The 13,158-nt window shown below is 37.6% G+C and carries 6 protein-coding genes; 3 read left to right on the top strand and 3 right to left on the bottom strand.

From position 1 onward, the window contains the following. The first annotated feature begins 78 nt into the window (after positions 1 to 78). The 3 genes from galE to H4J56_RS10260 all read left to right on the top strand — a co-directional run bounded on the left by galE (position 79) and on the right by H4J56_RS10260 (position 2,489). Positions 79 to 1,089, top strand: coding sequence for a UDP-glucose 4-epimerase GalE (galE, locus tag H4J56_RS10250; RefSeq protein WP_182216924.1), 1,011 nt, complete (start codon positions 79 to 81; stop codon positions 1,087 to 1,089). A gap of 33 nt (positions 1,090 to 1,122) precedes the next feature. Beyond that, positions 1,123 to 1,968: a tRNA-uridine aminocarboxypropyltransferase gene (locus H4J56_RS10255; protein WP_259368182.1), complete on the top strand. Its 846-nt coding sequence runs from the start codon at positions 1,123 to 1,125 to the stop codon at positions 1,966 to 1,968. A gap of 83 nt (positions 1,969 to 2,051) precedes the next feature. Further along, complete coding sequence (locus H4J56_RS10260) at positions 2,052 to 2,489, top strand: DUF3010 family protein (RefSeq protein ID WP_070375975.1); 438 nt, start codon at positions 2,052 to 2,054, stop codon at positions 2,487 to 2,489. Between the two features lie 148 nt (positions 2,490 to 2,637). Here H4J56_RS10260 and H4J56_RS10265 read toward each other — a convergent pair whose 3' ends face one another. The 3 genes from H4J56_RS10265 to H4J56_RS10275 form a co-directional block, all read right to left on the bottom strand. Continuing rightward, positions 2,638 to 6,741: a hybrid sensor histidine kinase/response regulator gene (locus H4J56_RS10265; RefSeq protein ID WP_182259285.1), complete on the bottom strand. Its 4,104-nt coding sequence runs from the start codon at positions 6,739 to 6,741 to the stop codon at positions 2,638 to 2,640. 308 nt (positions 6,742 to 7,049) lie between these two features. Next, a complete protein-coding gene (locus H4J56_RS10270) occupies positions 7,050 to 9,209 on the bottom strand; it encodes a M3 family metallopeptidase (RefSeq protein ID WP_182259286.1) in 2,160 nt (719 codons plus the stop codon). Positions 9,210 to 9,484: 275 nt separating this feature from the next. Further along, on the bottom strand, positions 9,485 to 13,006 hold the full coding sequence (locus H4J56_RS10275; RefSeq protein WP_182259287.1) for a BACON domain-containing protein: 3,522 nt from the start codon (positions 13,004 to 13,006) through the stop codon (positions 9,485 to 9,487). Between the last annotated feature and the right edge of the window lie 152 nt (positions 13,007 to 13,158).

Consider the following 13,158-nt stretch of genomic DNA (forward strand, 5'->3'; position numbering starts at 1 on the left):
TCCATCGTCATCCTGAATGAATTTCAGTATCAATATGACGGCTTTAAGATCTCGGATCTATTTAAACAAGGACTAAAAATGAGTTTATTAATCACCGGCGGTACTGGATATATCGGTAGTCATACCGTGGTAGAGTTACTTAAATTAGATAAAGATATTGTTATCGTTGATAACTTATCAAATTCATCTACCTTAGTCCTTGATCGCGTTAAAGCGATTACCGGGAAAACAGTAACCTTTATTAAAGCTGATATTTGCGATGAAGCAGCGCTCGATGCTGTTTTTGAGCAATATAATATCGAAGCAGTTGTGCACTTTGCTGGCTTAAAAGCGGTTGGTGAATCAAACGAAATTCCACTGAGTTATTATCAAAATAATGTCTCAGGCTCTGTTACTTTATTTCAGGTGATGGCTAAACATGGCGTTAAAAATTTAGTTTTTAGCTCATCTGCAACTGTCTACGGTGAGAATAACCCATCACCATTAGATGAAACTATGCCAACTTCTGCGACTAACCCATATGGGCAAACTAAATTAATGGTTGAGCATGTGCTGTTTGATTTAGCGAAAAGTGATAGCGAATGGTCAATCGCATGTCTGCGTTATTTTAACCCGATTGGCGCACATGAATCAGGGACTATTGGTGAAAATCCTAATGGTATTCCTAATAATTTATTACCTTATGTTGCCCAAGTAGCTGTAGGACGTTTACCTCAACTACAAGTCTTTGGAGATGATTACGACACGCCAGACGGCACCGGTGTTCGTGATTACATTCATGTGGTAGATTTAGCGATTGGTCATGTTAAAGCGTTAGAGAGTTTAACAAAAATACAAGGCTGTAAAGCCATTAATATCGGTACGGGAAATGGTACATCGGTATTAGAAATAGTGAATACTTTTGAACAAATTAGTGGTCAAAACATCGCTTATAAAGTTGTACCGCGCCGCGCGGGTGATATTGGCACTGTTTACGCTAATGCATCATTAGCAAACAGCCTATTAGGCTGGCAAGCAACACGTAATTTAAATACTATGATTGCTGATACTTGGCGCTGGCAGTCACAAAACCCCAATGGGTTTGAGTAAGTTAATTTATTCAGTAAACCGCAATTTTAAGCATTGCACATCAAACTAAAAATCACTAAAGTAGCGGCCTTAATTGCCGCTATTTTTTTTATGTTGGAATTGGTCTTAATTACACTTATGCACGCTGTACATAAACTTCATCATTATCGTATGAGTCTGAGCACGACGACTTACAAGTCTCGTGGGCAACGTGTTGTACGTTGTGACTTATGTCGTCTAGCAAAACCCCATTGTATTTGTTCATATTCGCCAAAATCTACCAGTAATGCCGGTTTTTTATTATTGATGTATGACACAGAAGTACTAAAACCAAGTAATACAGGCAAGTTAATTGCTGATGTCGTGCCAGATACCTTTGCATTTCTTTGGTCAAGAACTAAAGAAAATAAAGAAATGTTAGCCATTTTAAACGACGAGCAATGGCAACCTTATGTTGTTTTTCCTCAACAGTATGCACAGGCTGAACGTGAGGTTTTTTGTAATGAAATGACCATACCTTCAGGTAAAAGACCACTCTTTGTTATGTTGGATGGTTGCTGGCGTGAAGCGAAAAAAATGTTTCGTAAAAGTCCTTACTTGAACCAATTTCCCATTGCTGCTTTTGACCCACATTTACTTGACGAAGCGGCTAATACCTCTCGCTATCAAATACGCATTGCCGAAGAAAACTATCAATTTGCTACCGCAGAAGTCGCGGCAAAAATGTTAACAATGGCAAAAGAACCGGTCAATGGACAATTATTGGATCAATGGTTTGATATGTTTAGTTATCAATATCAAAAAAGTGTTTGCCAGAAAAATAAAGGTAACCCCAAAGCCTTAGAAGATTATCTTGATTTTACTAAGCAAAAGGGGATTAAATTAAAAGCAACACTATAGGGTAATACAACTAATGTCATTAACTGTTTCGGTATTCACTGTTTCGGTATATAATGCGACCGCGAATTTAATGAGGGTAAGTTATGAGAATATGTGGTGTTGAATTAAAAGGTAATGATGCAATTATTTGTATTATGTCACGTGAAAACGGTTTGTATGATATTCCGCAAACACGCGTGCAAAAAATATCTTTAGTAGATGCAGGTGATTCCGAAGCAGTACAACACTTCCAATTTACCTTTGCTAAATTGATGGAAGACTATCACGTTGATAAAGTTGTTATCCGTGGTCGTGCTTTAAAAGGTAAATTTTCTGGTGGGCCGATCGGCTTTAAATTAGAAGCGTGTATTCAACTTATAAAAGAACTACAAGTAGAAATTATTGCGGGTAGTTTTGTTAAGAAAACCCTGGTAAGAAGTCAAATAGATATTGATTTTCGTGATACCGGCTTGAAGCAATATCAAGAACCTGCCTTTGATACCGTTTTTGCTTTTTTTGAAAGTGACCCTTACATGAAGTAAGTGTTTCTTTTAGTTGAAGCTGATAAAAACCCCAGTAAGTTTGCACTTACTGGGGTTTTTACGTTTAAGACGAACAGTATGATGTGATGCTAACAGCCTGATTAATATGCTTCAAATGTGCTAACAGATAAAATGATGAGAAACGTTATCAGTCACTTTTGTTAATAACCGTTAATAACGCCGCAATAAGCTCATGGGTGCTAGATTTAATAGCGGCAGAATTTTTTTTCTTAATATTGGACTCTAAGCTCATTGCGACTCGTGTTATGTTGCTATAACCAAACATTTGTGCGGCTCCAGCTAGTTTATGTGCTTGCTTAGCAAGTGCATCATTATCATTCGTTTGGTTCAACAATATGAAGTTTTTATGTTCTGCAATTAAACCCACTTCAAATTTAGCAACCAAATCAGATATATCAATGTTGCTATTAGTTAGCGAGCTATTGTCTTCGTAGTTGGTTTTGATAGGCTGTTCAAAATACTTAGCGATGGTATTGATAAAGTTTTGTCGCTCAAAAGGCTTAGCTTGAAATCCATTAAACCCTAGCGCTAAATATTGTTCTAGATCTTTGGCTAAGGTATTTGCCGTTAATGCAATAATCGGTACTTCACAAGATCTAGCTCTTAGAATTTTTATCGCTTCTATACCATCCATTTTTGGCATCTGAATATCAAGTAAGATTAAATCAGGTTTATTTTTAAAGTAAGACGCTATTACTTCGTAGCCGTTTGTCGCAGTATAAACCTCAAAACCTAGTCCTGTTAGTAGCCTGCTCATTAAATGCCTATTATCATCATGGTCTTCAGCCAATAAAATAGCGCCACTGAAGGTCTTCTTTGTTACTTCGAATTCTTTTACAATCTCAGTTGAACTGGTGGGAGTAAAGGGTAATATCAAGGTAAAAATACTGCCTTGACCTATCTCACTTTCAACATCGATTATTCCCCCCATGAAGTCTGCTAACTTTTCAGATAAATTTAACCCTAAACCTGAGCCACCAAAGCGCCGACTAATGCTGGTATCTGCTTGTGTAAAGGCGTCAAACACTCTTCTTAATTGTTCATCACTGATACCTATGCCTGTATCACGTATTTTGAAGGTTAATTCGTTGATATGATTATAATGTTGCGCGTATATTTCAATAGCAACATCCCCTTTTTCAGTAAACTTAATGGCATTTGAACAAAGGTTAATAAGAATTTGCTTTAAACGAAAGCCATCAATATTGATCATAAAAGGGGAGGGCAAAGTATGGTATATGGTAAAATTTAAGCCCTTAGATTTAGCTTGTTCTGAGAAAATATTTTTAATGTCGACAAGTATTTGTATCAGATCTAAGGCCGTTATTTCTAATTCAAATTTATTTGCCTCTATTTTGCTTAAATCTAGGGTGTCATTCAATAAGCTCAGTAAGTGCAAGCTATTATTATATATAACTTTTATGCTGTCAGCACTGTTATCAATATCACCATGTAATATCGCTTCAGTTTGGCCAATAATAGAGGTTAAAGGTGTTCTTATCTCATGGCTCATATTCGCTAAGAATTGAGATTTAACTTCATTCGCTTTAATTACCTTTTTCGATTCTTGTTTGATTGAAGCCGTTTGTGTGGAAACTTGATGCTCTAATTGCTTAATAAGGTCACGTTCAAAAATTGCTTTTTTTTGATGAGCCCTAATAAAAAAGACTAATATGAGCAAAGATGAGATGAAATATAAGGTATATGCCCACCAAGAGTTCCAGAACGGTGGTTGCACGGTTATTTTAAGTGAAACACCTTCTTCATTCCAAATACCATCAGGGTTGCTTGCTTTTACTCTTAGTAAGTATTCACCACCAGATAGATTTGTGTACGTTGCTCGGCGATTTTTATAATCGGTCATTATCCAATGGTCATCAAAACCTTCAAGCTTGTATGCATATTGATTTTTTTTGGGGGCAGAAAAATGTAAAGCACTAAACTCAAACGCCACTAAATTTTCTTTGTGGGTTAAAATGATTGCTGATGTTGCATGGATCCCTTGCTCCAAAAAAAATGTACCATCTTCAGGTTTTGCCTTATTTTTATCGTGTTCTTTATTGGCATCGATAGCGACTGATTGATTCAACAATAGCATTTCGGTGAAAACGACCACAGGTTTATTGTTATCCTGAATTAGCTTATTAGGAAAAAATCGATTAAAACCATTAATACCGCCAAAAAACAATTCGCCACTGTCACTCTTATAAGAAGCGCCAGCATTAAATTCATTACTTTGTAAGCCATCGGCAACATCATAATTTTTAAACGTTTTAGACTTGGGGTTAAATTGAGATAAGCCTTGATTGGTACTTATCCATAAATAACCTTGATCATCAATCTCTATTGCATAAATGGTGCTATCAGGTAATCCATCCTCTTCGGTAAAACGTACAAACGCCCCCGACTTCATATCCATAAGGTTTAAGCCATTCATGGTGCCTACCCAAAGGTTACCCTCGTCATCTAAAGCTATTGAGCTAATATAATTATGACTTAAACTGTTTGGTTGAGTCATATCATGACGATAATGAGTAAATACTTCAGTCTTAGGATTGAAATAATTAAGGCCCTCAACAGTAGCCACCCAAAGATTTTTTTGGTTATCTTCAGTTATTGCTAAAACATGGTTATGGCTCAAACTGTTTAAATTAACTTCACTATGCTGATAGGTCCTGAATTTTGCAGTTTTAGGGAGAAAATAATCTAGGCCATTAGCAGTACCTACCCAAAGGTTATTTTGGCTGTCTTCAGTTATCGCTTGGATACCTCTGCTACCTAAACTGTCTGAATCATCCAAGTTATGCCGATAAGTACTGAATACTTCCGTTTTGAGGGTGAATTTATTTAATGCACTCCTAGTGCTAAACCAAATATTGCCTTGGTGATCTTTAGTTATTGCGTTAACCCAGTTATTACTTATATTTTCTGGGTTAGTTTTATTTATACTATAATGCTCAAACTGCTGAGTTTTTTTATTAAAGCGATTAATACCTTCTGAATCAACCCCCACCCAAAGATCGCCTTGCGGGTCTTCAACGATCGCAGCAACCCAATTACTACTTAAGCTCCCGGGGGTAAAGGCATCTCGACGGTAATGACCAAACTGCTCTATTTTTGGATTGAAGCGGCTAAGACCCGCTTTGTTAGTCCCTGACCAAATATTGCCTTCTCTGTCCTCTAAAATAGCCATAACATTACCAGAGCCTAGGCTATTTATATTAGCCTCTTCATGACGGTAATAGGTGAAAGCCTCAGTTTCAAGGTTCAGTCTATTCAATCCCATATTTGTCCCAATCCAAAGGTTGCCGTTTTTATCAGCTGCTAACGTTAAAACTACTCCATCACTTAAACTATTAGCATTATTAGCCTCATGGCGGTAATGAGTAAATTGCTCAGTTTGCAGACTAAATCGATTTAAGCCGTCTTCAGTAATCATCCAAAGAGTATCTTGCCTATCGGTAATTATTGACCAAACTGTTCCTTGAGTTATGCTATTGGGGTCGTTAGCATTGTGAAAGTAATGAGTAAATTGCTCGGTTTTTGCATTAAAGCGACTAAGACCAGCATGAGTGCCAACCCAAATTTCGCCGTTATTATCCTCTAATATTGCCCAGACATTATTATGGCTTAAACTCTTTGGATTATTAATATTATATTTATAATGAGTAAACTGCCCTGTTTTTGGATCAAAACGATTAAGTCCGCCCCGAGTACCTATCCAGATATTGCCTAAGCGGTCTTGCGTTATTGCATTGACAACATCATGGCTTAAGCTATTTGGATTATTAGCATTGTGACGAAAGTGACTAAACTGTTCAGTTCTTGGATTAAAGTGATTAAGTCCAACTTCTGTACCTATCCAGAGGTTAGCACTTTTATCTTCAAATATAGTTCGAATCACATTACCTGTTAGTGAGTTCTGATTTTTACCACTATGTTTAAATACTTTAAACGTATAGCCGTCATAACGCGCTAACCCGTTGGAAGTCCCTACCCATATAAAGCCTTGTCTGTCTTGTAGTATTTGAGTTACATCACTTTGTGGTAGGCCATCTTCAATAGATAGACGCTCAAACCGAGTTGATTGCACTGCAGCGAATGAAACGCAGGAAGGAAAAAGTATCAGCAAAAATAAAAACAGCGAAGGCTTTATTTTACGGTTATTGAAAATAACACTCATTTTTACAAAACCTTTCAATATGAGTAATACAGCAGATTTTAACTTCATAATTGGGGGTTAACTTTAGTGAGCTATATGGCGATGAAAGAATATTATTATTACATTATTAGGTTATAAACAATACAAATAAACTTTTATTAAAAATTTTTAAAGCTGGACGTTATTCCGCTGAAAAGGACTTTATTGGATATAAAATCAGCATGTAAATATAAGCACTTAGCTTTTTTAGCAACCATAAAGCGCTATGTCAGTTAATATCTTTTTCAGTTATAAATCGTCATGCTGAGACTCATATAAATCTAGTATCAGCATGACGGAGTCTTAAATAACGGATATTAATAATATTAGGGTTAACGTTATTTAGTTGTTGTTAAACCACGACGGTCAAGCAAAGGTTGAACTTTAGGGGCTTGACCTCTAAAGCGACGGTACATTATGGTGGGATCTTCACTACCACCGGGCTCTAGGATATGCTTACGGTATAAATCTGCAGTTTTCTCATCGAATATTCCATTTTCTTTAAACGCTAACCATGTATCTGCATCATAGATATTTGACCAAATGTAGCCGTAATAACCTGATGAATAACCGCCAGAGAATATATGAGAAAAGTAACCTGTTCTATAACGAGGTGATATCTCTTTGATTAAGCCAATTTCTGATAAGACCTTTTTCTCAAATACGGCAGCATCTTGCAGCTCTGCTGTTTCTAAAGAATGCCAACTCATGTCAAGTAAAGCTGCACCAAGGTATTCAGTGGTACCAAAACCTTGATTAAATTTACCTGAAGCTTGAATTTTATCAACTAATGCCATTGGAATAACTTCACCGGTTTTATAGTGCTTAGCAAAGTTTGCTAATACTTCTGGTTCAGTCATCCAATTTTCCATGACTTGTGAAGGATATTCAACATAGTCACGTGGTAAAGCAGTACCTGTTTGTGAGCGGTAATAACCGTTAGACAACAAGCCCTGAATTGCATGACCGAATTCATGAAATAAAGTTGACGCTTGATCAAAAGTTAATAATGTTGGCGTATCACCGACCGGGCGTGGATAATTTAATACGTTGTAGATAATAGGGGTAACTTCTTCACCATACATACGATGTTGTTTACGGAAGCTGCTCATCCAAGCACCACCACGTTTACTTTCGCGCACGTAATGGTCAGTCATATAAATACCAACATAGCTGCCGTCTTTATCAAAGACTTCAAAGGTACGTACATCTTCATGGTATTTAGGTAAGTCGTTGCGTTCTTTGAAGGTTACGCCCCATAATTTCTCTGCGGTGAAAAATATTCCCTGTAAAGTACCTTCTAGCGAGAAATATGGCTTAGTTTCTGCTGCATCTATATCGTAGCGAGCTTTACGAATTTTCTCAGCGTAGTACCACCAATCCCAGGCTTCTATTTCAATTTTAGTGCCTTGTGAGTTAGCCAGCTTTTGCATATCAGCTGACTCTTCTTTTGCTCTCGCTAAAGCAGCTGGCCATACTTGATTTAATAAACCAAATACGTTTTCAGGTGTTTTAGCCGTCGCATTTTCAAGGACAAAATGTGCGTGAGTTTTATAACCTAATAACTGTGCCTTTTGGTAACGTAAGCTGGCTGTTTCTGCAGCAATACTCTTGTTATCAAACTCATCGTCATTGTTACCGCGCATGGTGTAACCTTTATATAAGGTTTCCCGTAATTTACGGTTAGTTGCATAGGTTAGAAAGGGATTTTTGCTAGGACGATGAGTGGTGAATACCCATTTACCCTCATGGCCTCTATCGCTTGCCGTAACAGCGGCGGCGGCAATAATATCATCAGGTAAACCGTTTAGATCAGCCTTGTTATCAATAACCATTTCAAAGCTGTTCGTTTCGTGTAATAAATTTTCGCCAAATTTTAAGCTTAATTCACTCAATTGCGTATTAAATTGGCGTAATTTTACTTTGTCAGCATCTGATAAATTAGCACCACCACGGACAAAACCTTTGTAGGTTTTCTCAAGTAAGGTTAATTCGTTTACTTGTAAATTCAGTTGATCTTTTTTGTCATAAACCGTTTTTACCCGAGCAAATAATTTTGCATTAAGATTAATGTCGTCATTTAGCGCTGATAATTGTGGTGATACGGCTTTGGCAATATTGCGCATTTCTTCGTCAGACATTGAGCCGGTTAAACCGTAAAATACATTACTGACGCGGTTAAGAAAGTCACCTGACTTTTCCATCGCTTCAATGGTATTTGCAAATGTTGCTGTGTTAGTGGCATTGGCAATAGTGGAAATTTCTATTTTATTTTCACTAATAGCTTGCTCAAATGCGGGTAAGTAATCACTTTTTTTAATTTGATCAAAAGGGGGGATGCCGTGTGGCGTAGTAAATGCACTGAACAATGGATTTATATGTTCAGCTTTTTTAATTTTTTGCTGACTTTCTTTGGTTTGATTCTTGTTATCGTCGTACGACTGACAACCGGCTAATGCGATAGCAATAGCAAGCGGGGCGAGTAAGCGCTTTTTCATAAATGACCTTTATTAAATGTTAGACAATTAAATGACTTTGTTAATATCGTATAGACAAAGCTAATGAATTTATTCTATGTTGCACTCGGCCAAGCTACAAGATGCAGCACGTTTAAAAACGGTGAGTAACCGGTTAAAAAAGCTGAATTGTTAAGTTGTGAGCTTTTACCTTGATTATTTTTGTAAAATACAGAATAAGATAAATAAGTAGGCTTTAGTGGAAATAAAAATCCCGTGCGAGCACGGGATTACATAAGTGCAATATGTAGCTGAACTTAATCAGGAATATAATCAAGTACTAAACTATTGGCAGTTGAATTGTAGTGAATAATTCGCTGGTAGTTTGGCGATATATAACTGTCAACAGAACCAGCAGTATATCCGACGGTAAATAAGGCTTGTTGGTTTTCATCATATTTACTGAGAATAAAAACGCCACTACTATCGAAACGATAGAAATAACTATTATTAGCCGAGTCAATGGCTACGTTAACCGTTCGTATACTCGCTCGCAAAACGCCTTGGTCAGTAAAACTTGTACCATCAAAAGTTGTCCACTCTGAAGTGGTGCTCGCTGTATAAAGGTCTGCACCACGACTACTGGTGACTATATTTGATAAAACGCCACTATAAGCGCTGTTAATATTTTCATTACTGGCAATTTGTTGAACACTTTCAGCAGTAAAGGCATTGTACGCTAAGGTATATTGTAGCAATGCTGAGGTGTTAGCGTTATAAGCAATAACATGATTGCTTGCCGGTACGTCATAGATAATGGGTGAGTTGAAAGTATTTTCTCTATCCCAGAACTGCACCGCTAAGGCTAAGTTTGCATATTCTAACGCTTGACTGATAACAATGGCTTTACCGGCGATCATCGCGATAGTTTTAGGCCTAAATTGTAGATCTATGTCAGCAGCTGGCAGTAAGTTAATACTGAAATCGTTAAGGTTTATTTGATAATGATTAATACGCGTTTGTGGCTGCCCATTTTCATCGTTGTAGTTTTCACTATTTGAAGCTAACAAGAGTGAGCCATCTGGGTGAATAACCAAGTCGGTTAAATCAACACCGCCAAGTGGTGAATTAATCGTTGTTATTGCAGCGCCAGTAATAATATTAAACACTTTTATCACATCACCTTGGCCGATATAAATATTAGGACGCAGTGGGTCTAATACGACAGCTGAGGTATTAGGTGTAATATCAGTGATAACAATTTCACTGATGCTTGTTGTGTCAAAATCGCCTTTTTCAAAGCTGACTTTTATTGTACCTTTGACGCTTTCAGAACTATTGACCGGTGCTAAGGTGATTTCGCCATAGTACAAACCATTAGTCGTTATTTTACTTGGATCGGCGTCGATCGCTAGGGTATTATTAACGGTATCAGCCGTTAACGTTAACCAAGTAACATTACTTTGTGCTTGCCAAGCTACCGCACTGGATTTATTGGTGACAATATCTACCGTATGACTGAGCGTTGACTTGTCCGCTTGTGAAGTAAAGGTTAGTGCTGAAGCGTTACTGAATAACCTTATTTCATCAACCGCTAACTCAACCACTACTTGTACATTGATGCCCGTCTCTGGGTCGGTAAGAGTAATGATACCGGTAAATAACCCCCAACCGATGATCTCATTTGAATCAATGGAAATAACAAGCGTTTTACTCTCTTGCGTTGTTGTTTGAGTCAAAGATAACCATGAAACATCTGTTGTTGCTTGCCATGAATCACTCACGCCTGAAATAGTCAATTCCTGGCTAGCAACGCTGGCATTGCCTAAGGTAGTATTAAAGGACAACTGAGATGCCGACACATCAAACTGCGCTAAAGTTACCATTTCTATTTGAGTACTATTCACCGCGTTCACTAACAAGCGTTTATTATCAGATGAAATATCAATGCTGGTGGGCTGTTGTCCCTGAGTTTCAATGGTAGCAGTCAGTGCTGATGCTTGGTTGTAAACATTCACAACAAAGCCGCTAGCGGGAACAAAACGAAGATAATGGGCAAAATTGTTATTCGACTTTTCAACAAATAACGTCGTTGCACCGTCTGCTTGGTTGAGTAATCCCATATCGGTAAAAGCGGTGCCATCGAAGCTAATGTGTTCACTTGTTGGGCTAATAAGATAAAGCGCCGTTTCGTTATCATTAACGACAAAGCTTGAAATACTATCGGCTTCAGCTAACCGTTCTGGTTTATATTCATGGGTTAAGGTCGTAATGATTTTATCTTGACTAAAGTCATTAATTTTTGCGTTATAGCGATTTAAGGTTGCTGTTTGAAAGTCTAGTGCATATAAAGCTTCTGTTTCACTGGCTTGGTCAATGGTTGCCGTGAAAAAGATATTCTCACGATCCCAAAATAAGCGTTGTAACTCTTCATCTGCATATTCAAGTGTTTGCGTGACAATAAAGTATCGGCCAGAAAATTGTACGTAACGGCTAGGTTCAAACTCTATGGTTGGTGATGCAATTTCAGTAAAACTATAATCGCTTAAATTGATATTATAACGATGAACAACTTCAGTGGTGGTCTCGTCTTCATTGATAACAACTTCAAGCGCTTTTGCTAATAATTTACTACCGTCAGGATGAACAATAAATTGCTCAAGTAGGGTGTTATCAGGAGCGATAGCGATGGTTGCAATTAATTCACCACTATATTGTTGATAAACAAGTAAGTTGTTTTTTGAGCCAACATAAAAGTAGGGCATGTTAGGTGCTGCTATCACGGTATCGATATTTGCGGCTATGTCCGTGATGACTTTAGTTTCTGTTTGCTCAGTACTTTGAAATAATGATACCGGCAGAACATGCCCAATAACAACTTCATTTTCAATGGCATTGAGGGTTATTTCAGTTTGACTTATCGCCGCTACCGGCATGGCATTAACATCAACAGCAACCTTAAGAAAATCATTGTCGAGTTTTGTTAAGGTTAACCAGGTTGAGGCGGAACTTGCTTGCCAATTTATTTCAGCGCTGCTGTTGGTACTGACTTTGATGGTTTGCTCAAGCACTGAAATATTCGCGGTTGACGTAAAAGCCAAGCTGGCTTGGTTGGCATACAAATATTGATTATCTAAACCAACTTCTACAGGGATAAGCTTAGTATCACCCGTTGTTGTTTCGGTGAGTATAATATTTCCGCTTGCTAACTGCGCGGCAGTAAAACTGCTAATATTGGGGGTAACGGTGACCGTTGCATCACCTGAGCCCGAAGATATGTCAAAAGTTATCCAGTCAATATCACTGCTTAACTGCCAGTTATTACTCTCACTGGTGATAGCGATTGTTTGGCTAGGAATGCTGACATCACCAAAGGTGCCACGAAAACTGACCAGCTCAGTATCTATATTTGCTTGCCAAATAAGTAATGAAACGTTGATGTCATGATGCACTAAGGTTGCGCCATTATCAGAGAGTTCGCCCGTTGAAAAACGCAGCTTTGTGACGTATTCACCTAAATTAATTTGGTCTGCTTGGGTTAAATCAATATGAACAGTGGCAGAATTACTGGTTAGGTTTTCAGTTCTAAAGGCTAGCCAGCGCACGGGTTGGGAGTCAGGGGCATAACCCACTAATAAACCGTCGCCAGCAAAAGTAACATTAACGGTTATTGAATCGTCAAACTCAGTAATTATCTCATTGCTAAAGCTAATCGTTGAAACATCAGCGTTGATGGCGTAATTTTTTGATTTATCATTAGAACCACCACAGGCAGAAAGCAATAATGTTATACAAAAAATGGTGAACATTTGACTGAGGTTCTTAAAACATACCTTCATACAGATCCCTGTTTTATTTTGCTGTTTATCTGCAAACTTTACGCTTACTTTTATAACAACTTATTCTGCGTGATTATTCACTCAAAGTAAAAACTTATTATTTATCTAAAATTTAAATAATTGAACACTATAATTATCCGTTAATTTAAAGG

This window comes from Colwellia sp. BRX8-4 (genome assembly GCF_014077345.1).
GTDB lineage: Bacteria > Pseudomonadota > Gammaproteobacteria > Enterobacterales > Alteromonadaceae > Colwellia_A.

Bases quoted from the DNA above. Each gene is read 5' to 3' on its own strand.
- H4J56_RS10270 (WP_182259286.1), bottom strand. From the start codon at position 9,209: ATGAAAAAGCGCTTACTCGCCCCGCTTGCTATTGCTATCGCATTAGCC.
- H4J56_RS10265 (WP_182259285.1), bottom strand. From the start codon at position 6,741: ATGAAGTTAAAATCTGCTGTATTACTCATATTGAAAGGTTTTGTAAAA.
- H4J56_RS10275 (WP_182259287.1), bottom strand. From the start codon at position 13,006: ATGAAGGTATGTTTTAAGAACCTCAGTCAAATGTTCACCATTTTTTGT.
- H4J56_RS10260 (WP_070375975.1), top strand. From the start codon at position 2,052: ATGAGAATATGTGGTGTTGAATTAAAAGGTAATGATGCAATTATTTGT.
- galE (WP_182216924.1), top strand. From the start codon at position 79: ATGAGTTTATTAATCACCGGCGGTACTGGATATATCGGTAGTCATACC.